Source organism: Streptomyces sp. NPDC052016, assembly GCF_044548445.1.
GTDB lineage: Bacteria > Actinomycetota > Actinomycetes > Streptomycetales > Streptomycetaceae > Streptomyces.
In genome coordinates this window covers 1-20,333 of the sequence record NZ_JBIUBX010000052.1, presented here as the reverse complement: position 1 = coordinate 20,333, position 20,333 = coordinate 1, and the positions used below count along the sequence as shown (strand labels likewise).

Here is a 20,333-nt window from a genome sequence, read left to right as displayed (position 1 = left end):
GGGGGGGGGGGTGGGGGGGGCGGGGGGGGGCGGGGGGGGGGCGGGGGGGGGGGGGGGGGGGGGGGGGGGGGGGGGCGGGCCTCGTGGCGGTGCGGCGAGCCCGTCGCCGGCCGGGCGTACGGCCGCTTGCCGGAATTGGTGGCCCTTGGCCGTGCAGCGCTACGCGACGGGCTGCGCCGCACCGCCACGACCCACTCCCCGCCGCGGGCGACTGCGGGTGCGTCCTGGTTGCGCGCCGGCGCCGCGATCCGCTCCTTTCGGAGGGTGGGTGCGGGTGCGTCCTGGTTGCGCGCCGGCGCCGCGATCCGCTCCTTCCGGAGGGTGGGTGCGGGAGCGTCCGCGCTGTGCGCCGGCGCCACGGCCCCGCTTACCGCCGCGGGCGGGTGCGGGAGCATCCGGGCTGCGCGCCGGCGCCACGGCCCCGCTTACCGCCGCGGGCGGCTGCGGGAGCATCCGGGCTGCGCGCCGGCGCCACGACCCCGCTTACCGCCGCGGGCGGCTGCGGGAGCATCCGGGCTGCGCGCCGGCGCCACGACCCCGCTTACCGCCGCGGGCGGCTGCGGGAGCGTCCGGGCTGTGCGCCGGCGCCATGGCCCCTCCGTCCGCCGGGCGAGTGCGGGAGCCGGTTGCGTGCCAGCCTCGCTTCGGATGGAGGGCGGGGTCGGTTTAGAGGGCGGTCACTGTTGCCAGGCGGTCGACGCCCTTGGCCGTTCCCGTCACTCCGGACAGGAAGCCCTGGGCGCGGGGGGAGGCGTGGGCGGTGAGCCAGGTGGGATCGATGTCACAGACGGCGACGCGGACGTCGGTGCCGGCCAGGGCCAGGGGGAGGGTGTGGACGACGGTGGAGGGGAAGCTGAGGACGGTGCGGCCTACGGGGCCTCGGCGGGCGATCAGTTCGAGGGGGAGGTCGGGGCGGACCACCTCCAGGCCGGTCTCCACGGCCAGACGGTGGAGTTTGTCGGCGCTCTCGCGGCGGTGGGCGAAGTAGCGGGAGGCGCCGTGGGTCCTGGCGAGGACGCCGACGGCGTGCAGGTAGCTGTCGCCGTCGACGACGCCCGTCTCCACCAGGGACGTGCCGACCAGGTCGGCGCCCTTCGTCACGCGTGGCGGGCCGAAGCGGTCACGGGTCCAGGCGAAGGTGTGGGGGGTGACCGTGACGTCCGCGGGGGTGTCCGTCACCGGCATCGAGGAGAAGACCTGCACCCGCCGGCCGGTGGCGGGGGTCAGGCGGCGGCGGGCGGAGGAGGACACCGGGGCGAAGAGCAGGTCGCGGGGGCCGGGGCGGCTGCCCTTGCGGTGCCAGCGCACCAGTCGTTCGCCCCGGGCGAGCTGGCCGACGAACTCCATGGTGGCCGTGCCGTCGTCGACGACGACCAGGTCGGCGGCGCGGGTGATCGTCAGCAGGAGCTGGACGTAGCGGGAGAAGGGGTCTCCCATGACGACCCGCTGTGCCGCGCGCAGCAGGGAGGCCAGTCCGCCGATGGTGCGGAAGGGTGCCGTGGGGCCGCCGCGGGCCTCCTCCCAGCGGACCTCGTGGCCTTCGTCGCGGGCCAGTTCGGCCATGCGGCGCAACTGGCCGCGGGTCATCGGGTCGGTCGGGGACAGGACGACGAGGGTGAGCCCCGCGCCGGGCTCCTGGGCGTACGCCCACTCCAGGACGTTCAGGAGCTGCACCGGGCTCTCGACGAACGCGAGGGTGTGGGGGGTGGTGCCGGGGTTCCCGGCGCGAGGGCTCATCGTCGTACGACCGTCCCTTGGGGCACTGGTGTGGGTCAGACCGCGACGGGCTCGCCGGCGGCCGCGGCGATCTCCGCCTCGGCGACGACGCCGGTGACGCGGCGCAGCTTCTTCATGGGGCCGAGCTCGGAGTCGTAGACCTTCTTGACGCCGTCGCCGAGGGAGGCCTCGATGGTGCGGATGTCGCGGACCAGGCGCTGCAGGCCCTGCGGCTCGACGGAGGCCGCCTGGTCGGAGCCCCACATGGCGCGGTCGAGGGTGATGTGGCGCTCGACGAAGGTGGCGCCGAGGGCGACCGCGGCGAGGGTGGTCTGGAGGCCGGTCTCGTGGCCGGAGTAGCCGATCGGGACGTTCGGGTACTCCTGCTGGAGGGTGTTGATCACGCGCAGGTTCAGCTCCTCCGCCTTCGCCGGGTAGGTGGAGGTGGCGTGGCAGAGCAGGATGTTGTCGCTGCCCAGGACCTCGACGGCGTGGCGGATCTGCTTCGGGGTCGACATGCCGGTGGAGAGGATGACCGTGCGGCCGGTGGCGCGGAGGGCGAGCAGCAGCTCGTCGTCGGTGAGGGAGGCGGAGGCCACCTTGTGGGCGGGCACGTCGAACTTCTCCAGGAAGGCGACGGCCTCGGTGTCCCACGGGGAGGCGAACCAGGCGATGCCCTTGGCCCTGCAGTGGTCGTCGATGGCCCGGTACTCGTCCTCGCCGAACTCGACGCGGTGACGGTAGTCGATGTACGTCATCCGCCCCCAGGGGGTGTCGCGCTCGATGTCCCACTGGTCGCGCGGGGTGCAGATCTCCGGGGTCCGCTTCTGGAACTTGACGGCGTCGCAGCCGGCCTCGGCGGCCACGTCGATCAGCTTGAAGGCGTTCTCCAGCTCACCGTTGTGGTTGATGCCGATCTCGCCGCAGATGTAGACGGGCCGACCCGGTCCGGCCGTGCGCGAACCGAACTGGCGGAGGCGGGAGTTGGTGCTCATGTCAGGGGGTTCCTTACTCGGGGAGGGGGTCGAGAGAGTCGAGAGAGGGTCCGAGGATCCAGCCGGCGATCTCCCGGATCGCGCCGTCGCCACCGGGGGCGGTGGTGACCGCGCGTGCGGCGCCGCGGACGACGTCGTGGGCGCTCGCGACCGCCACGGGCCAGCCGACGAGGGCGAAGCACGGGAGGTCGTTGACGTCGTTGCCGGCGTAGAGCACGCGCTCCGGCGCGATGCCCTGCTCCTCGCACCACTGCTTGAGTGCGAGGTCCTTGCGGTCGATGCCGTGCAGCACCGGGAGCTTGAGCTTCCGGGCGCGGGCGGCGACGACCGGGTTCTGCTCCGTGGAGAGGATCAGCATCCTCAGGCCGCTCCTGCGCAGGGCCGCGATGCCGAGTCCGTCGCCGCGGTGCACGGAGACCAACTCCCGTCCCTCGGAGTCGATCAGCACCCGGTCGTCGGTCTGGGTGCCGTCGAAGTCGAGGACGACCGCGTCGATGTCGTCGGCGGTCGGGAGGGCGCCGGGGCGCGCCGCGTCGAAGAGGGGCGCGAGGGCGCGGGCGCGGGCCAGGTCGTGCGGGTCGTCGATCTCCAGGACGCGGGCCGGATCGGTGCGGACCAGGTCGGTGCGGCCGAAGAAGCGGTGGGCGTGCCGGCGGAAGCCGGCCGCGTCCATGGCGTAGGCGGCGCCGGTCTCCAGGAAGTCCCGGGGGCGGTCCTGGCGGCGGGGGCGGTGGTCCTTGTCGTGGTTGACGCCCTGGCCGCCCGCGCCGTCCGCGTCCCGCCACACGAACCCGTGGAAGGGGGCCACGGTCACCGCCGTGTCCGCGCCGTTCTCGACGACGGCAGCGGCGACTTCGTCGATGTCCTCGCGGACGAGGAACGGGCTGGTGCACTGCACGAGCAGCACCACGTCGACGGCCGCGCCGTGCAGGGCCTCGTGGGCGTCCATGGCGTGCAGCACCGCGGCCTCCGAGGTGGCGGTGTCCCCGGCGATCGCGGCGGGCCGCAGCACGACCTCGGCTCCGGCCTCGCGGGCCGCCGCGGCGATGGCCCGGTCGTCGGTGGAGACCACGACGTCCGTGACCCGCCGTGCGCTCCGGCACTCACGCACGGCCCGCGCCACGAGCGGCACTCCGCCGACGGGGGCGAGGTTCTTCGCGGGGACCCCCTTGGAGCCACCGCGTGCGGGGATCACGGCGAGCACACGGCGCGCGCTCCCGGATGAGTCGGGCATGAGCATGTCTCCTTGACGGGTCACAGCTCCCCCATGCGCCGGATGACGGGGGCCACGCGCTGCACCCCATGCCGGTAGGCGCCGCGGGCGGCCCGGCGCACGATCTGCCGGACCGGGCCCGGCTCCCTGCCGGCGGCGGGGGCGCCGGGCAGCGGGCTGCCGTCGGGGCCGAGGTGGTGGCGGGAGAGGATGCCGGGCAGGTAACCGGGCGCGGTCGCGGGTGTGTAGTACGGGGTCAGCGGCGGCAGTCCGGGCGAGGCGAGCAGTTCGGCGATGCGCGTGCGGGCCGCGTCGAAGGCGGTGGCGTAGGAGCCGTCGGCGGCGACGCCCTGCCGGGCCACCCACTCCTCGTCGGGGGCGGGACGGTGCCCGGCGTCGAGCTGGTCCCAGGAGGCCAGGCAGCCGGAGCCGACGAAGTGGTGGTTGCCGAGCGCCTCGCGCACGCCCAGGTCGGTGAGGACCACGGTGGGGATGCGGCGGTGGAGGGATTCGAGGGCGGCGGTGGAGCTGACCGTGACCATGAGGTCGGTGCGGTCGAGGACCTCGCCCATGTTGCCGTAGACCAGGCGGAGGTTGGGCGGCAGGTCGAGTTTCTGCGCCAGCTTCTGGTAGGGCAGCTCCTCGATGTGGGTGGTGTGTTCACCCGGCTTGGAGCGGAGTTTGAGCAGTACCTCGCGGTCGGGGTGGAGGCGGGCGTGCCGGACGAGCCTGTCCAGGAGGTAGAGGCGGTCCGTGCGCGTGTCCGGGACGGACGGCTGGGCGGCGAAGACCACCGTGTAGGGGGTGTGCTCGCCGGCGTAGGGGGCGCCCCCGAGGAACGGCAGGGCCACCTCCGTCACCGAGGAGGCGTCGGCGCCCACGCCCTCGTACACCGCGCGGAAACGCTCCGCGTCCTGGCGGGAGTTGGCGAGGACGAGGTCGGCGCCGTGCCGCAGCAGCAGGCCGTCGGCGAGCTTCTCGTAGACGACACCGACGTAGCCGGTGACGACGACGGGCCGCTCGCCGCGGCCCTCCCAGACCCGGCTCAGGCCGTGCAGCACGGCCTGTACACCGCCCCCCACCAGGGCGAGGACCAGTACGTCGTACGACGTCTGCGCCATGGCGCGCAGGAACTCCACGGCCGTCACCTCGCGCAGCGAGTCGGCGCGCACGCCGACCTCCCGGAGCTGGCGTGGGGTGGGCGTGGCGCGGCCGCGCAGCAGGAAACCGTCCAGCACCGGCGCGAGCTGCCCGGTGCCGGAGGCGCCGGCGTCCCCGGACGGGTTTCCCGGCACGATGCGCGCCCCGGTCAGGGCACCCCATTTCCAGCGGGTGTCGGAATCGGCGAGGACGGCAACCCGGATGGGCCTCGAAGTACTTGGTGGCACGGGACGACCCTAGGAAGCCAAATCCAGGACCGGCCGAACCATGATTCAACGAAAGGTAAACGGAATACGACCTGGGAAACAACCGGCCGGCAGGCGCCTTGGAAGTAGCCGTGATGCACCGTTCCGACACATCGAGTTCACTCCCCATACCTCCGGGCGCAATTGTTGCCGCCAAGAGGCGTCCTAGGGTTTCGATGTGCCAAAGCTCTCCGTGATCGTGCCGTTCTACAACGTGCAGCAATACGCGCCGGACACTCTCGCGAGCCTGCGGGCGAACGCGCGCGAGGACTTCGAGTTCATCCTGGTCGACGACTGCTCGACCGACGCGACCCCGGACATCCTCGCGCGCGCGGAGCGTGAACTGCCGTGCGCGGTGCTGGTCGGACACGGGAGGAACGGGGGGCTGGCGACCGCGAGGAACTCCGGCATCGACAGGGCGCGCGGCGAGTACCTGACCTTTCTGGACGGCGACGACTGGCTCGCTCCCGGTTATTTCCCGCAACTCCTCGCCGCCATCGAGGAACTGGGGTGCGATTTCGTCCGCACCGACCATGTGCAGTGCACCGGGCGGTCCCGCAGCATTCACCGCGTTCCGCACGGCCGTCGGGGAACGGTGATGAATCCGCGGACGGCGATCCTGCCCGCCGACCGGTCGACCTCGGTGGACTACGCCTACGCCTGGGCGGGCGTCTACCACCGCCGGCTGGTCGACCGCGGGCTGCTGCATTTCACCGACGGACTGCGGACGGCCGAGGACCGTCCCTGGATCTGGAGGCTGCACCGGGAGGCGGATTCCTTCGCCGTGGTGGGGCTGCTGGGCGTCCATTACCGGCGCGGTGTGGCCTCTTCTCTCACCCAGATCGGCGACGTACGGCAATTGGACTTCGTTCGCGCATTCGACCAGGTGATCGAGGAAACGGCACGTGACCCGGAGGCCGGCAGGCTGCTGCCCAAAGCGGTGCGCACCTATTGCGCGGTCATGACGCATCACCTCGGCTCGATCGAGAGGTTCGAACCCGCCGTCGCCCGGAAACTGCGCTCACTGTGCGCCGCCGCCCTGAGGAGAATGCCGCAGGACGTGCTCGCGGAGGTCATGGACTCGATGGACGCGCAGCGGGCCGGTGTCCTGCGGCGCGTGCGGCGCAGGCCGGTGACGGCACGGACGGTGGCCGCGTGATGCCTCGTACGACCCGGATCTTCTGCGTCTCGACCCTGTACGGCGCCGCGACCCTGGCCGCCGCCCTCGACGCCGGGCTCTTCGAACCGGCCGACCGCCGGCTGCTGCTGGTCGCCGACAACGCGGTCAACCCGGAGACCACGCCGTCCGTCGACGCGATGCCGGGCTTCGCCCGGATCCGTGAGCGCTTCGACGACGTGCTCTCCTGGAACGAGACGATCGCCCCCTTCCACCCGGCCGCCTGGAGCCCCCGTGGCGACGACGTCCCCCTGTGGGAGCGGCATCTGCGGCTGCTGTGGGGCCTCGGCGACGACGAGGTCCACCTGGTGGTGGAGTCCCTCCAGGTCAATGCGTCACTGGCGCTGTGCCAGGTGTTCACCGGCGCCCCCGTCGACGTCCACGCCGGCGGTCTCACGGGCTACGGCCCCACGCGCGAGAAGGTCGACCCGCTGGTCGGCACCCGTGTCGGCCGGCTGCTGCACCTCGATCTGGTGCCGGGCCTCACCCCGCTGCTGCTCACCGAGTGGGACGTGCCGCCGGTGCCGGTGCCGTCGGAGGCGTTCCTGAAGGTGCTGGGCGAACTCGCCGACGCGGAGGAGGAGTTGTCTCCCTCGGAGGAGCGGCCGGCCCTGCTGCTCGGGCAGTGCCTCTCGGCGCTCGGCGTCCTCGGCGACGCGGAGGAAGAGGAGCTGCACCTGCGCATGGTGCGCGGCGCCGTGGCGCTCGGGCACCGGCATCTGGTGTTCAAGCCGCACCCCGTGGCCCCCGTCCGCTGGTCCCGGCTGCTGGAGGACGAGGCGGGGAAGCTGGGCGCCGAACTCACCGTCCTCGACCGGCCGGTCCTCGCGGAGGTGGCCTACCAGCGGCTGCGGCCCGCCCTCGTCGTCGGCTGCTACTCCACCGGGCTGCTCACCGCCGCCGGTCTGTACGGCCTCCCGGTCGCACGGGTCGGCACCGACACCGTGCTGGCCCGGCTCGCGCCCTACCAGAACAGCGAACGGGTGCCGCTCACCCTCGTCGACGCGCTGCTGCCGGACCTGGCGGACGGGTCGGCGGTTCAGGGATGGACCATGCCGTCGCAGCAGCGGGTGGAGGGGCTGGCCATGCTCCTCAAGGCCGTCGCCTTCGCGATGCAGCCGAGGATCCACCCGGGGTTGCGGGGCGAGGCGGAGCGCTACCTGTCCGCGCACCTGGACCCGGGCACCTGGCGCTACTTCAGGCGCCGGCGCCTGGCGGCGCTGGCCCTCCCCGGCGTCGTACCGGCCCGGCTCGCCTTCATCCCGCGCAACGCGACCGTACGCCGGATGGCGCGCCGGGCGCGGACGCTGAAGCGGAGGACCGGCAAGCGGTAGGGGCAGTCGCCCGGCGGCGGAAGCAGGCGCGCGGCCCGGCAGCCGTTCATCCGATCACCATCTCTTCGCTGCCCCTGGGTCAGCCGCTCCTCATCCCTCACTCGTCGGGGGTTCCTAGCGTTCGAGCGCATCTCTCGACTCGCACGGAAGGTCCCCAGGATGAGCGCGACTGACCAGGCCCCGCCACCGGCATCGGCACCGGCGTCCCGGCCGCACTTCTTCCTGCCCGACCGGACCGCCGTCAGGCCCCGGGCGGAGAGCCGGCTGCGCGCCCTGGACGGTCTGCGTCTGCTGGCGGCCCTGATGGTCTGCTGCTACCACTACGCCGGCAAGAACGGAGAGGTCGCGCAGTCCTGGCACCAGTCGCCCGGGGTGAAGTTCCCGACGCTGTCGCAGTTCGCGACCTACGGCAGCCTGGGGGTGCAGTTCTTCTTCCTGATCAGCGGCTTCGTGATCTGCATGAGCAGCTGGGGCAAAGGTGTGGGTCACTTCTTCCGCTCCCGGGTCGCCCGCCTGTACCCGGCGTACTGGGCGGCGATCGTCCTGGTCACCGCCGCCGGCCTTCTCCTGCCGGTGGTGTCCGCGCCGCTGCGCTCCGACGAGCTCCTCGTCAACCTCACCATGCTGCAGCAGCCCATGGGCGTTCCCCGGGTGCTCGGAGTGGACTGGACGCTGTGGGTGGAGGTGCGTTTCTACGCCCTGTTCGCGCTGTGCGTGGTCTGGCGGGGCGTCACCTACCGGCGGGTGGTGCTCTTCTGCTGCCTGTGGACGCTGGCCGGCGTCTTCGCCCGGGTCGCCGACCACCCGCTGACCGACGAGCTGGTGATGCGCGACCACGCGCCGTACTTCATCGGCGGCCTCGCCCTGTACCTGATCCACCGCTTCGGCAGCGACCTCTTGCTGTGGGGCATCGTGGTCATGAGCTTCCTGCTCGGCCAGCGCTACTCGGTCACGGCCCTGTGGCACCCCGGCCCGCAGGGCGACTTCCACCGCAGCCCGTACGTCATCCAGCTGATCGTCCTCGTCGCCTTCGTCGCCGTCGCGGCGGTGGCCCTGGGCTGGACGAGCCGGGCGAACTGGCGCTGGCTGACGGTGGCGGGCGCGCTCACGTACCCCTTCTACCTGATCCACGAGCACCTGGGCTGGTTCTTCATCCGGGTGCTCCACCGCGAGTTCGGTCTGGGCCCGTGGCTGACGTTCGCCGCGACCGTGCTGGCCATGCTGGGCATCGCCTGGCTCCTTCACCGGTTCGTGGAGAAGCCGTTCGGTCCGCGACTGAGGCGGGCGCCGGCGGGGCGGAAGTAGCGCGGGACGCGCCCCCGGACGGCGGGCCCCGCGCCCCGGGAGGGGCGCGGGGCCGTGTCGTGTGCGGCTCCGCCGCGTGGGCGCGACCGGCCGGCCACGACGCTGCCGCGAACGGCGGACGGCGGCGCGCGGCTCTCCCTAACGCGCCGTCGACCGCAACCGCCGGACGGCCCGCCGCACGACCGGATGACGGCGCAGCGCCTCCGCCCGGACCGGGCCGCCGCCGGGGAGGCGCAGGCTCGTGAGGCGGCGGCGCTTGAAGTAGCGCTGGTACTCGGCCAGACGGGTGGCGAGGAAGGCGGCCGTCTCGTCGCGCAGGGCGTGGTGCTTGCGGGACTGCATGCAGTACCCCACGGCCCGCACCAGCGGTGCCAGCTCCTCGGCGGCTCCCGCGAGGTCGAGCGGCGTGGCGGCTTCCGCGTGCTCCGCGTCGGGCAGCGCCGCGTCGATGATGGTGAGCGGGACGCGGTTGCTGTTCTCGTACGGCGTGATGCGGTCCAGGAGCAGTTCCGTGCCGACGCGGGCGACGGGAATGCCGTAGAAGGCGGCGGCGGTCATCAGTGCCGTGGAGAAGCAGCCGATGACGAGCTTCGGCCTCAGGTACGCGAAGACCGTCTCGGCGAGGACGGGCTCGTGCAGCACCGTGAGCCGCACCCCGAGTTCCCCGGCGGCCGCCTCCAGGGACTCGCCGTACACGGCGGGCGCGCTCGGGTGCGGCTTGAACAGCACGTCCTCGTGGCCCGCGCGGGCGGCGGCACGCAGCATGCGGATGTGCAGCCGCTCCTCCTCGTCCTGTGTGATCAGGTCGATGGCGGAGAGGTACTGGCCGAGCAGGACCGCGGTGGGAGGGCGGTCGGCCGGGAGCCGCTCGGCGAGGACGCCCGCGCCGGACTCGCCGATCTGGGCGAGGACGTCGACGATCGCCTCATCGGGCACGGTCTCGGGCGGGACGCCGTACTCGGACAGCAGCATCGGCCGCAGACCGGGCACCAGGTCGAGGTGGAGCACGCGCGCGATGCGGCTGCTCATGCCGTGCGGGATGCGGTTGCGGGTGGGGCCGTAGCTCATCAGGCCGTCCGCGTAGACGTGGATCGGGCTGTCCGCGAAGATGTCGGCGATCGCGCGGGAGGGGTTGGCCTGGATGGACTCGCAGGCGATCTCCACCGGTTCGTCGCCCAGGTCCCAGGCGAGGCGTACGGCCTTCTCCAGCAGGTGGGCGTCCTGGGCGCGAGGCGACCAGCCGGCCGGGTGGTGCGGGGAGATGAACTCGTTCCAGGAGTGCACCTGGTCGAACTCGGGGCGCAGCTTCTCGAAGCCGGGCATCCGGTCCAGCGGGGTACCGACCTCCGGTACGACGGCGGTGTTGCTGACGACGAGGATGCGGCGGACGCCCTCGCGCGGACCGAACCGGCCGGCGCGGATCGCGGCGGTGACGGTCGCGGCCGCGTACTGGGTGGCCGAGCAGAAGATCTGGATCACGCCGCCACTCCCTTCAGGCCGCCCCGCACCCGGCGCAGCACGTCCACGCGTTCCTCGCCCATCCCCACCACGGCCTCGCTCAGTTCCTCCTCGCTCATCCTGCCCAGCGCCTCGGCGGCCAGCCGCTTCAGCCGCGCGGCCACACCGCGCTCGAACCGGCGCCGGTCGAGCAGCTGGTGGGCGATGACGACGCAGTAGTCGCGCAGCGCCTTCTTGCGCAGTCGGCCGGCCTCGGGGTCGTCGGCGAGCTCGGCGAGGACGAGGTCGAAGGAGCGGAAGAAGTCCAGCTGGCGCACATCGCCGATCTGGGTGAGCGAACTGGCGATGCCCCGGCGGTAGAAGACCCCGCGCAGGCTGGCGACGACGTAGGACTCGGCCCTGCGGTGCAGGTCCCAGATCCACGGGCGGTCCTCGGCGGTGCGCAGCCCGTCGTGGAAGCGGAGCATGCCCCGCTCGAGGAGGCGGCGGTGGTAGACGCCGGCCCAGGCGTACGGGTAGTCGACCATCGTGGTGTCGTCGACGGGGAGGATGGAGGTGCGCGGGTCGAGCGGGGTGTGGCGGCGGCCCTCGGGCGCCCGGTGGACGGCCCGCTCGACACCCGTGACCTGTACGTGGTCGGTGCGGACGAAGTCGACGTCGAACCGCTCGATGACGTCGACCAGTCGGGCCAGATAGCCCGGCGCCAGCCAGTCGTCGCCGTCGAGGAAGGTGAGGTAGCGGCCTTCCGCGGCGTCGAGGCCGGTGTTGCGCGCGGTCGCCAGTCCGCCGTTGTGCTCGTGCCGGATCACCCGGCTGTTCCCGAGCCGCTCCGTCAGCGCGCAGAGAGCCTCGTAGGTCCGGTCCCTGGTGGATCTGTCCTCGACGAAGACGAACTCGAAGTCGTCCCGGGCGTTGTTGACCAGGCTGGTCACGGTCTCCGGGAGATAGGACTCGATGTTGTAGCAGGGGACGACGACGGACAGGGTCGGTTGGTTGGCCACGTGTGCGCACCTGAATTCTCGGCGGGAGGTCAAGCGATCCTAGGAATGCGGGATCAGCAGGTGCGTGTCCCGTCACCGAAACCCAGGTGAATTCGGCGTGACATCCGGATCGGGTCGGAGAATTACGGTTGAAGAATGGGTGTCCCGTCCCTGCTCCTTTCCACCGCCCCGTAATTCCACGGAATACGGTGCTAGGTTCGCGCACGTGACCGACATATCCACCTCACCTCCGCCCGTCGCGCAGCACGGGCGGAGCCCGCACGGACCGGCGTCCCGCCGGCTGCGCCTCACCTCTCCCGCGGGGTGGACCACCGCCATCGCCACCGCCGCGCTGCTGATCTACACGACCCTCACCGCCGGCGTCTTCCTCGACATCCGCTATGTGCTCGCTGCCCTGCGGACGACGGGGCGAAGCGGCCTGTCGCCCTCCGAGGTGTTCGCCCACCGGCCCTTCTTCTACCGCTGGTCGATCGCCGGTCTGGACTCCGTCACCGGCGGGTCGAACGCGGTGCGCGAGGCCCTCATGCGGCTCGTCGGCCTCGCCCTGTGCGCGGCGGTCGGCCTCCTTCTGCAGCGGGCCCTGCGCCGCCGTGTGCCCGAGCGGGACGCGATGCTCGTCGCGGGCCTGACCGCGCTCACCCTGGCCTTCGCGCCCGTCATCGACTACCTGCAGCCGGAGTGGTTCGCGCTCGTCCTCGCGGCGGCCGCCGTCGCCGCCGCCCTCGGCGTCCGCGGCCCCTGGCGGGCCGCCGCGCTCGCCGCGCTGCCGCTCGGTCTCGCGGTGCTGATGAAGTACTCCACCGCCGGCACCGCGGCGATGGCGCTCGTCGTGGTCTTCGCCGTGGACCGCCTGCGGGCCCTGCTGCTCGCCGCCGCGACCGCCGTCGCCACCGGCCTGCTGTTCGCGCTCAGCGCCTGGTCGGGTTCGCGCGAGCTCCAGTGGCTGCGCGACATGCCGTACATCAACGCGCACGCGCTGGGCAGCGAGCCGATCGTCGTCCCGGACCTGCTGCTGCGGACCGCCCAGTACCTGGGCGACCGGATCGCGCTGACGCCGGTGCTGGCGCTGCTGCCCGGCGCGCTGCTGGTGTTCGCGGCCACGCTCCGCTCGCGCCGGCAGCGCGTCGAGGCCGTGGTCGTCACCCTGCTGCTCGTCGTCGTCGGCCTGGCCGTCGTGGTCTACCAGGGCAACTGGTTCGCGTACCACGGCGAGAGCCTGCCGGTGGTGGCCGCGGCCCTGACCGGCCTGGCGATCGGCCGCTGGTACGGACGGCACGGCAGGCCCCCGCTGTGCCTGACCCTGCTCGCCCTCCTGTACGGCGTGCTGACCCCACTCCTCGCCCACGTCCGCGCCGACGTCGACGTGGACGTGCTCGCCTGGCTCGCCTCGGCCGCGGCCCTCGTGGCCGGCGCGGTGGACCTGCTGCGGGTGCGCGCACCGCGTCCGCGCGCCCGCCGTGTTCCGGTGGCCCTGTCCGTCCTCGCACTGGTCGTGTGCCTGGCCGCGACCGTGTGGCCCTCGTCCGGGGTCCGGGTGGTCCGCGGCGAGCTCGTCACCACGAACGAGGAGCTGAAGGTGCAGGCGCGGTCGGCGGAGACCGCCGCCGCCCAGGTGAACGCCGAACTCCCGGCCGGGGCGGAGGTGCAGTACCTCGCCTTCGGGCAGCAGGCGTACTACATCGGCCACCCGACCCCGTGCCGCTATCCGTTCCCCACGTTCTTCAACGTGCCGAAGCAGCTCACCGAGGTTCCCTCGCTCACCTCGACCCGGGAGAACGTGCGCTGCGTCACGCAGGAGCACCCGCCCGAGTACGCCGTCTACCAGCCCAGCTGGCTGTCGCTCGGGGTGATCGACCCGCGGATCGCCGCCGACATCCGGACCACGTACGAGTGCCCCGAGCCGGAGGGGCGGCAGCTCGTGGTGTGCACCCTGCGCCACCCGGACTGATCCCGGAGGCGACGACGGAGGCCCCGGCGGACTGCTCCGCCGGGGCCTTCGCCGTGCGGCCGGCGGGCCGGGTCAGGCCACGCCCGCGAGGCGCGCCGCCTTGTGACCCAGCTCCACCGAGTAGCTCTGCCCCCGGTCCTGCGGGTAGATCTGCGCCATCGTCGCGAGCGTCACCCGGCTGAGGTGGGTGCGGTGGCCGGGGATCAGCGCCTTGTACTCGGGCGTGACCACGGGCTGGGCGAAGGGCGCCCGCGAGAAGTGCCAGTCCTGGATCCAGGACCGGTCGAACCGGGGGTTCAGCCGCTGGAGCCACGGCAGGTACCGCTCCAGCAGTTCGGCCGGCTCGGTGGTGAAGCGCCAGTCGTCCCGCTCGACGTAGTTGCCCACGTAGAGGATGTGACGGCCGCCGTACTGCGCCGGGTCGATCATCCGCGTGTGCTCGACGACCGCGAGGAACGGGAAGTCCGGCTCGTTGATGTTGAGCCAGTAGTACGGGATGGCGCTGCGGTCCAGCTCCAGGACGAAGCAGGTGGCGCCCAGGTACTGGTTGCGCCAGACGGCGTCGTCGGCGGGCGCGTCGGCGGCCTTGGCGAAGGCGGGCTGCGGAGTGGTGACGATCAGGTGGTCGAAGGTGTACGTGGCACCGTCGGCGGTGCGCACGGTGACCGGCCCGTCCTCGCCGTCCTGGCGGATCGTCTCCATCCGCTTGCCGAAGTCGACCTTGCCGCCGCGCTCGGCGATCCGGTCGCGCAGCGTCGCGTACACGCGCTCGAAGCCGCCGTCCAGGTAGCCGAGTTCGAAGGTGCGGCAGTGGACACGCGCCCACAGCCAGGCCATCGACACCTGGTCGGCGCGGTCGCCGAACTTCCCGCGCAGCAGCGGCTCCCAGACCGCCTCGGTGGCGCGCCGCCCGGCCCACTTGTTGAGCCAGCTCAGGGCGGTGCGGTCGTTGAACTTCTCCCCGTGGCGAACGATCTTCAGCCACGCCGACGACAGCCCGAAGCGGACACCGGCGGGCAGGCCGTACAGCGGGGAGTTCAGCATCTCCAGCGGGGTGCTGAAGGGGTGCATGCGTCCGTCGCGGTACACACCGGTGGTGGTCCTGTGGAAGCGCAGGTCGCCGCCCAGGCCCAGTTCCTCGATGAGTTCGATCATCTGGCGGTCGCTGCGGAAGATGTGGTGGTAGTAGCGCTCCAGCGGCACTCCCCCGACGGGGATCGACGCGGCGAGCCCGCCCAGTTCGTCGGCGGCCTCCAGGACGGTGACCGCGTGGCCCTGCTTGACCGCGTCGTACGCGGCGGTGAGGCCGGTCGCGCCCGCGCCGATGACGCCGAGATTCATGCGAAACTCCACTTTCTGTTGAGCACGAACTGGAAGACCAGCACCAACGGCAGTGAGCCGGCCTTCACGAGGTTCGGGTCGATGCCGAGCCCCCGGGAGAACACCGCGAGCAGCACGAACGTCAGCGCGATGCCGGTCAGGCCGACGGCGTAGAAGCGCAGGTAGCGCAGTAGCAGACGGTCGCGCTTGCCGAAGGTGAACAGGGCGTTGAGGACGAAGTTGTTGGTGATGCCGAGGCTGGTGGAGAGCACGTTGGCCACCTGCTCGTGCAGCCCGGCCACGTTGTAGAGCAGTAGGAAGGCGCCCAGGTCGAGGAGGACGCCGCTGCCGCCGACCAGCGCGTAGCTGATCAGTTGCCGGATGTCGCGGGCGCGGGGGGCGCCCGGCGGGGTGTCGGCACTCGGCGGGCTGTCGGTACTCGGCGGGGTTCCGGCGCCCGCCGGGGTGCCGGTGTGCACCGCGTTCTCAGTGGGCATGGCCGATGCCGTCACCGCCGGCCTCCGGGTCGTACGAGATGACCTGCCGCACGGTGTACAGGGGCCGGCCCTGCACCTCGTTGTACGTACGCCCGATGTAGCTGCCCAGCACGCCCAGCGACAGCATCTGCACACCGCCGAGGAACAGGACGACGACCATCAGCATCGTCCAGCCGGAGACGGTGATGTCCGGGCGCAGGACCTTCATGGCGAGCGCGTAGCAGATGCCGACGAGCGACAGCGCGAGCACCACGAAGCCCAGCTTGGTGATCATCCGCAGCGGCGCGGTGGAGAAGCCGGTCAGCCCGTCGATGGCGAGGCGCGCCATCTTGCGCAGCGGGTACTTCGTCTCCCCGGCGAACCGCTCGTCGCGGTCGAAGTGGACCTCGCTCTGCCGGAAGCCCATCGAGGCGACCATGCCGCGTACGAACCGGCTGCGCTCCCTGAATCGCCGCAGCTCGTCGGCGGCGCGCCGGTCCATGAGCCGGAAGTCGCCGGTGTCCACCGGGATGTCCACCTCGGTGGAGGACCGCAGCAGCCGGTAGAAGGCGTGCGCGGTGGCCTTCTTGAAGAACGTGTCCTGCCGGCTGCGCCGACGGGCGTGCACGATCTCCGCGCCGTCCCGCCAGGCGTCGATCAGCTCGAGGCTGACCCGCGGCGGGTCCTGGAGGTCGGTGTCCATGACGATGACGGCGTCGCCGCGTGCCTCGTCGATACCGGCCGTGATGGCCATCTGGTGCCCGAAGTTGCGCGCGAAGTCGACGACCCGGACGCGCCGGTCGTTCTTCGCGATGTCCTCCAGAATGGCGGGCGTGCCATCGGCGGAGCCGTCGTTGACGTAGATCAATTCATAGGCGAACTCGGGGCGCTCCCCCAGGGCCGCCACGAGTTCCTCGTGGAAGTGGCGGATCCCGTCCTGCTCGTTGTAGACGGGCAACACATATGAGACGAGCGCGGCGCCACCACGCTGACGGAGCGCGCGCGACTCCTGCACCCGGCTTGATATGTCTGGCATTCGGCGAACGTAGGGGCGCGATGTGAACGCGACTCGAACGCGCAATGAGGGGCGGGATGCGGTGAATCGACGGACGCCGCTCGATCGTCACACCCTGTGTACGGAATACGAATCCCGCATGGTCGACCGGTTAACGGGGCCGCCTATTCGCGCCCGTACCGCGCCGCGATTCCGTCGATGACGAGCTCGAGACCCTCCTCGAAATGCCGTTCGTAATCGGCGAAGATTTCCGCTCCCGCCTTCGCGGCCAGCGGGTATGCGCTCATCACGCGGGCGCGTTCGTCGAGGTCGAAACCCTCGCGCCGTTCGCCGGGGAGCGGCTGGACGCCCTGTTCCTCGATGACGAAGCCGAGCGTGTAGAGGTACGTCGTGGACATCGCGCGGACCGCCTGGGGGAGGGTGAAGCCGGACGCCGTGAACAGGCGCAGGGTGTCCTCCATCTGCTCGGCGTGCTCGATGCCGGTGAAGCGTGAGCCGCTGAAGACCCTGGCGCCGTCGCGGTAGCCGAGCAGCGCCGCCCGCAGCCCGCGGTTGGCCTTGTACAGCCGCTCCCGCCAGGTGTCGGCCGGGTCGAGGGGCGTGCCGGCGGTCATCCGGCGGTACATCTCCGTCGCCATCTCGTCGAGCAGCGCCTGCTTGTCCTTGAAGTGCCAGTACAGGGCGGGCGCCTTGACGTCCAGCTCCTTGGCGATGGCCCGCAGGGTGAGCCCCTCCAGACCCACCTCGTTGAGGAGTCCCAGCGCGGTGTCGGCCACCCGTTGCCGGTCCAGGGGCGTACGTCGTTCCGTGGTCACGCTTGACAGCTTAACGCCGTTAAGGCGAACCTGGCGGACGGCGGTACTTAACATCGTTAAGGAGAGTGGTCGTATGTCGGCGCACGGGCATGCACCGGACGTCCTGATCGTGGGCGCGGGCCCGACCGGCCTGACCCTGGGCATCGACCTGGCGCGGCGCGGGGTGGACGCGCTCGTCGTGGAGCGGGCCGACGGGCTGTTCCCCGGCTCGCGGGGCAAGGGGATCCAGCCGCGCACGATGGAGGTCTTCGACGACCTGGGCGTGCTGGGCGCGATCCGCGCGGCCGGGGGCGGCTACCCGGTCGGGATGATCTGGCGGGACGGACGGCGCGTGGGCGAACACCGGATGTTCGACCCGGCGGAGGCGAGCGAGGACTCGCCGTACGACGAGCCGTGGATGGTGCCGCAGTGGCGCACGCAGGAGATCCTGCGGGCGCGGCTGGAGGAACTGGGCGGGCGGATCGCCTTCGGCAGGGAGGTGACCGGCGTGGTGCAGGACGAGGAGGGGGTGACGGCCCGCTTCGCGTCCGGTGGCGACCTCCGCGCCCGGTACCTGGTGGCCGCCGACGGGGGCCGCTCGGCCGTGCGCGGGGCGCTCGGCATCGGCATGACGGGCGAGAGGCTCGACTCGAACCCGACGCTGGTGGCGGACCTGCGGATCACCGGCCTGGACCGCGACAACTGGCACGTCTTTCCGCCGCGCGGGGAGGGCGAGGGCTTCCTGGCGGTGTGCCCGCTCGCGGGCACGGAGGACTTCCAGGTGGTCGCACAGTTGCCGGAGGGCACGTCGGTGGACCTCTCCCTCGTCGGCGTCCGCAAGGTCGTCGCGGCCCGCTCGCACCTCGCGCCCGAGGATGTGACGGAGGTCCGCTGGGCGTCGGACTTCCGCCCCCGGGCGGCCCTCGCGGACCGCTTCCGGGACGGGCGGGTGTTCCTCGCCGGGGACGCCGCGCACGTGCACTCACCGGCCGGCGGTCAGGGGTTGAACACCAGCGTGCAGGACGCCTACAACCTGGGGTGGAAGCTGGGGGCGGTCCTGCGGGACGGCGCGGACGCCGCTCTGCTGGACACCTACGAGGAGGAGCGGCGCCCCGTCGCGGCGGACATGCTCGCCCTGTCGACGAGCGTCCACCGCGGACAGACGCGGCGCGGTGGGGCGACCCGTCAACTGGGGCTGGTGTATCGGGGATCGAGTCTGACGGAGGAGACACGTGAGGCGCCGGGCCCGGTGCGGGCCGGTGACCGCGCGCCCGACGGGACGGTCGGGTGCGTACGGCTCTTCGACGCCTTCCGGGGGCCGCACTGGACGCTTCTGGCCCTCGGCTCCGTGCAGGCTCCGGACCTCGGGGAGGCGGTGCCGGTCGTGCGCGGACCCGCCCACGAGGCGTACGGCACCGGACTGTTCCTGGTCCGCCCCGACGGCTACGTCGGCTGGGCCGGCGCGTCGGCGGCGGGGCCCGGCGACTACCTCACGCGGCTGGGCCTTCGCCCGTGATCAGGAACCGGCCAGCGACAGCTTGACCGCAAAGCCCAGGAACAGCGCCCCCGCCGCGGACGTCGCCCCCGCCGCGATCCTCCTGCGCCGCCGGAAGGCGGCGGCCAGCCTCGTCCCGCTGAATATCAGCGCACTGAGATACAGGAAGCTGGCGAGCTGCGCGAAGGCGCCGAGGACGACGAAGGAGAGGGCGGGGTAGGCGTAGCCCGGGTCGACGAACTGCACGAAGAAGGCGACGAAGAACAGGATCGCCTTGGGGTTGAAGAGGCTGATGACTAGGGCACGCCGGAAGGGCCGCTCGTCGGGAACGGCGGCGTCGGCGACCGCCTGCTCGGAGCGCCGCCGGTCTCGCCACATCCCCCAGGCGGCCCGCAGCATCCCGACCGCCAGCCACGTCAGATACCCGGCGCCCGCGTACTTCACGATCCCGAACAGCAGGGCGTTGGCCTGGAGGAGGGAGGCGACGCCCGCGGCGGAGAGCGTCATCAGCACGGTGTCCCCGCACCACACCCCGGCCGCGGCGGTGTACCCGGCCCGCACTCCGCGCCGAGCGGCGACGGAGAGGACGTACAGGGAGTTGGGCCCGGGGAGGAGGACGATCAGGACAAGTCCTGCCAGGTAGGTCGGGAGATCGATGACACCGAACATGGCAAGGAGTGTCGCACGCGGGTACGACACTCCGGTCCGGGGCGTGGCTCAGTCGTCGCCGTCGAGGAGGGTGTCGACGCAGAGGTCGAGGGTGACGCCGACGCATTCCGGGACGGGGACGGTCTGGCCTCGCTTGAAGCGGAGGGGGTCGGGGTACTTCCCGTCGGCCGGGTCGGTGTAGAGCAGGACCTCGTCGTGCTTGCGGTCGGCGATGAGGTGGGCAGGAATGTTCGCCCGCGCGTAAACGTCGACCTTGGTGGCTGTGTCGTTGGACCAGTTGGAGGACGTGACCTCCACTACCAGACGGAAGACATACGGGGCGTAACAGTTCTTCTCGACGAGCGCCTCCTTGTAATCGGCGTCTACGACAGAGAAGTCCGGTACGGCGTAATCATCCGGCCCGGTCGGGAGCCACAAGCCAACGCCTTGCACGCATCTGAGACCGGACCGTCGGGCCTTGATCCGCAGAAACTCCTCGATGAGCCAGGTCAGCGTCTCCTGATGCGGACCGTCCGGCGGCGGTGTCACGACGATGCTCCCGTTGAGGATCTCCACCCGGTGCCCGGGCAGCTCCTCCCACAGCCGGTCGGCAGCATCGGCAAGCGACGACTCGTGCCGCATCACAGCCACGGCACCCTCCTTCGGGGACACCCTCCACGAGCGTAACCGTGGGCGGGCGATTTCCACCCTCGATCACCCATTCGAGGGGATCGGCCCAGCTCAGAACGCATCCGACGGCACATGAGTCCCCCAAACCTCCCGCAGGGCGTTGCACACCTCGCCCACGGTCGCCCGGGCCCGCAGCGCCTCCTTCATCGGGTACAGGACGTTGTCCTCGCCCTCGGCGGCCTTCTTCAGGGCCGCCAGGGCGGCGTCCACCGCGGCCCGGTCGCGCTCGGCGCGCAGGGCCGCGAGCCGCTCCGCCTGCTGGGTCTCGATGGCCGGGTCGACGCGCAGCGGCTGGTACGGCTCCTCCTCGTCGAGCTGGAAGCGGTTGACGCCGACCACGAC

General features: G+C 71.9%; 18 protein-coding genes. 5 read left to right on the top strand and 13 right to left on the bottom strand.

Annotation, left to right across the window (positions count from 1 at the left end):
* Nucleotides 1-666 precede the first annotated feature (666 nt).
* The 4 genes from ACIHAR_RS39060 to ACIHAR_RS39045 are packed head-to-tail and all read right to left on the bottom strand — an operon-like array spanning nucleotide 667 to nucleotide 5,312.
* A complete protein-coding gene (locus tag ACIHAR_RS39060) occupies nucleotides 667-1,737 on the bottom strand; it encodes a hypothetical protein (protein WP_400024006.1) in 1,071 nt (356 codons plus the stop codon).
* Nucleotides 1,738-1,772: 35 nt separating this feature from the next.
* Nucleotides 1,773-2,711, bottom strand: coding sequence for an N-acetylneuraminate synthase family protein (locus ACIHAR_RS39055; protein ID WP_365472206.1), 939 nt, complete (start codon nucleotides 2,709-2,711; stop codon nucleotides 1,773-1,775).
* A gap of 13 nt (nucleotides 2,712-2,724) precedes the next feature.
* On the bottom strand, nucleotides 2,725-3,945 hold the full coding sequence (locus ACIHAR_RS39050; protein WP_400024004.1) for a cytidylyltransferase domain-containing protein: 1,221 nt from the start codon (nucleotides 3,943-3,945) through the stop codon (nucleotides 2,725-2,727).
* 20 nt (nucleotides 3,946-3,965) lie between these two features.
* Nucleotides 3,966-5,312, bottom strand: coding sequence for a DUF6716 putative glycosyltransferase (locus ACIHAR_RS39045; RefSeq protein ID WP_400024002.1), 1,347 nt, complete (start codon nucleotides 5,310-5,312; stop codon nucleotides 3,966-3,968).
* Nucleotides 5,313-5,508: 196 nt separating this feature from the next.
* Between ACIHAR_RS39045 and ACIHAR_RS39040 the strand changes: the two genes are divergently transcribed.
* The 3 genes from ACIHAR_RS39040 to ACIHAR_RS39030 all read left to right on the top strand — a co-directional run bounded on the left by ACIHAR_RS39040 (nucleotide 5,509) and on the right by ACIHAR_RS39030 (nucleotide 9,146).
* Nucleotides 5,509-6,489 carry a glycosyltransferase family 2 protein gene (locus ACIHAR_RS39040; RefSeq protein ID WP_400024000.1) on the top strand — a complete coding sequence of 327 codons (981 nt, stop codon included), beginning with the start codon at nucleotides 5,509-5,511 and terminating at the stop codon, nucleotides 6,487-6,489.
* Nucleotides 6,489-7,841, top strand: coding sequence for a polysialyltransferase family glycosyltransferase (locus tag ACIHAR_RS39035; protein WP_400023998.1), 1,353 nt, complete (start codon nucleotides 6,489-6,491; stop codon nucleotides 7,839-7,841). The genes ACIHAR_RS39040 and ACIHAR_RS39035 overlap by 1 nt, the downstream gene beginning before the upstream one ends.
* Before the next feature lie 159 nt (nucleotides 7,842-8,000).
* Nucleotides 8,001-9,146 (top strand): acyltransferase family protein, encoded by a 1,146-nt coding sequence (locus ACIHAR_RS39030; RefSeq protein WP_400023997.1) that lies wholly within the window; start codon nucleotides 8,001-8,003, stop codon nucleotides 9,144-9,146.
* Nucleotides 9,147-9,284: 138 nt separating this feature from the next.
* Here ACIHAR_RS39030 and ACIHAR_RS39025 read toward each other — a convergent pair whose 3' ends face one another.
* A complete protein-coding gene (locus ACIHAR_RS39025) occupies nucleotides 9,285-10,625 on the bottom strand; it encodes a polysialyltransferase family glycosyltransferase (protein WP_400023996.1) in 1,341 nt (446 codons plus the stop codon).
* A complete protein-coding gene (locus ACIHAR_RS39020) occupies nucleotides 10,622-11,605 on the bottom strand; it encodes a glycosyltransferase family 2 protein (RefSeq protein ID WP_400023994.1) in 984 nt (327 codons plus the stop codon). Before ACIHAR_RS39020 ends, ACIHAR_RS39025 begins: the two co-directional genes overlap by 4 nt.
* A 205-nt stretch (nucleotides 11,606-11,810) precedes the next feature.
* Between ACIHAR_RS39020 and ACIHAR_RS39015 the strand changes: the two genes are divergently transcribed.
* Nucleotides 11,811-13,553 (top strand): hypothetical protein, encoded by a 1,743-nt coding sequence (locus ACIHAR_RS39015; protein WP_400023992.1) that lies wholly within the window; start codon nucleotides 11,811-11,813, stop codon nucleotides 13,551-13,553.
* 72 nt (nucleotides 13,554-13,625) lie between these two features.
* Here the strand turns inward: ACIHAR_RS39015 and ACIHAR_RS39010 are convergent, their stop codons facing one another.
* The 4 genes from ACIHAR_RS39010 to ACIHAR_RS38995 all read right to left on the bottom strand — a co-directional run bounded on the left by ACIHAR_RS39010 (nucleotide 13,626) and on the right by ACIHAR_RS38995 (nucleotide 17,179).
* Nucleotides 13,626-14,894 (bottom strand): NAD(P)/FAD-dependent oxidoreductase, encoded by a 1,269-nt coding sequence (locus ACIHAR_RS39010; protein WP_365472232.1) that lies wholly within the window; start codon nucleotides 14,892-14,894, stop codon nucleotides 13,626-13,628.
* Nucleotides 14,891-15,370 carry a GtrA family protein gene (locus ACIHAR_RS39005; protein ID WP_365472234.1) on the bottom strand — a complete coding sequence of 160 codons (480 nt, stop codon included), beginning with the start codon at nucleotides 15,368-15,370 and terminating at the stop codon, nucleotides 14,891-14,893. Before ACIHAR_RS39005 ends, ACIHAR_RS39010 begins: the two co-directional genes overlap by 4 nt.
* Nucleotides 15,360-16,385: a glycosyltransferase family 2 protein gene (locus ACIHAR_RS39000; RefSeq protein WP_365472237.1), complete on the bottom strand. Its 1,026-nt coding sequence runs from the start codon at nucleotides 16,383-16,385 to the stop codon at nucleotides 15,360-15,362. The genes ACIHAR_RS39005 and ACIHAR_RS39000 overlap by 11 nt, the downstream gene beginning before the upstream one ends.
* A gap of 143 nt (nucleotides 16,386-16,528) precedes the next feature.
* Nucleotides 16,529-17,179, bottom strand: coding sequence for a TetR/AcrR family transcriptional regulator C-terminal domain-containing protein (locus ACIHAR_RS38995; RefSeq protein WP_365472240.1), 651 nt, complete (start codon nucleotides 17,177-17,179; stop codon nucleotides 16,529-16,531).
* Between the two features lie 73 nt (nucleotides 17,180-17,252).
* On the opposite strand from ACIHAR_RS38995, the gene ACIHAR_RS38990 reads away from it, so the two are divergent.
* Complete coding sequence (locus ACIHAR_RS38990; RefSeq protein ID WP_400023990.1) at nucleotides 17,253-18,674, top strand: FAD-dependent oxidoreductase; 1,422 nt, start codon at nucleotides 17,253-17,255, stop codon at nucleotides 18,672-18,674.
* On the opposite strand, the gene leuE is transcribed toward ACIHAR_RS38990, so the two are convergent.
* The 3 genes from leuE to ACIHAR_RS38975 form a co-directional block, all read right to left on the bottom strand.
* Nucleotides 18,675-19,322, bottom strand: coding sequence for a leucine efflux protein LeuE (gene leuE, locus ACIHAR_RS38985; RefSeq protein WP_365472245.1), 648 nt, complete (start codon nucleotides 19,320-19,322; stop codon nucleotides 18,675-18,677).
* A gap of 48 nt (nucleotides 19,323-19,370) precedes the next feature.
* A complete protein-coding gene (locus ACIHAR_RS38980) occupies nucleotides 19,371-19,943 on the bottom strand; it encodes a Uma2 family endonuclease (protein ID WP_400024008.1) in 573 nt (190 codons plus the stop codon).
* Between the two features lie 99 nt (nucleotides 19,944-20,042).
* A partial coding sequence (locus ACIHAR_RS38975; RefSeq protein WP_400023988.1) for a methylmalonyl-CoA mutase family protein occupies nucleotides 20,043-20,333 on the bottom strand: 291 nt, incomplete at its 5' end.

Excerpts from the sequence above, each read along its gene's own strand:
- ACIHAR_RS39035 (WP_400023998.1), top strand. The coding sequence starts at position 6,489 with ATGCCTCGTACGACCCGGATCTTCTGCGTCTCGACCCTGTACGGCGCC.
- ACIHAR_RS38990 (WP_400023990.1), top strand. The coding sequence starts at position 17,253 with ATGTCGGCGCACGGGCATGCACCGGACGTCCTGATCGTGGGCGCGGGC.
- ACIHAR_RS39060 (WP_400024006.1), bottom strand. The coding sequence starts at position 1,737 with ATGAGCCCTCGCGCCGGGAACCCCGGCACCACCCCCCACACCCTCGCG.
- ACIHAR_RS39000 (WP_365472237.1), bottom strand. The coding sequence starts at position 16,385 with ATGCCAGACATATCAAGCCGGGTGCAGGAGTCGCGCGCGCTCCGTCAG.
- ACIHAR_RS39030 (WP_400023997.1), top strand. The coding sequence starts at position 8,001 with ATGAGCGCGACTGACCAGGCCCCGCCACCGGCATCGGCACCGGCGTCC.
- leuE (WP_365472245.1), bottom strand. The coding sequence starts at position 19,322 with ATGTTCGGTGTCATCGATCTCCCGACCTACCTGGCAGGACTTGTCCTG.
- ACIHAR_RS39010 (WP_365472232.1), bottom strand. The coding sequence starts at position 14,894 with ATGAATCTCGGCGTCATCGGCGCGGGCGCGACCGGCCTCACCGCCGCG.
- ACIHAR_RS39050 (WP_400024004.1), bottom strand. The coding sequence starts at position 3,945 with ATGCCCGACTCATCCGGGAGCGCGCGCCGTGTGCTCGCCGTGATCCCC.
- ACIHAR_RS39005 (WP_365472234.1), bottom strand. The coding sequence starts at position 15,370 with ATGCCCACTGAGAACGCGGTGCACACCGGCACCCCGGCGGGCGCCGGA.
- ACIHAR_RS38980 (WP_400024008.1), bottom strand. The coding sequence starts at position 19,943 with ATGCGGCACGAGTCGTCGCTTGCCGATGCTGCCGACCGGCTGTGGGAG.
- ACIHAR_RS39055 (WP_365472206.1), bottom strand. The coding sequence starts at position 2,711 with ATGAGCACCAACTCCCGCCTCCGCCAGTTCGGTTCGCGCACGGCCGGA.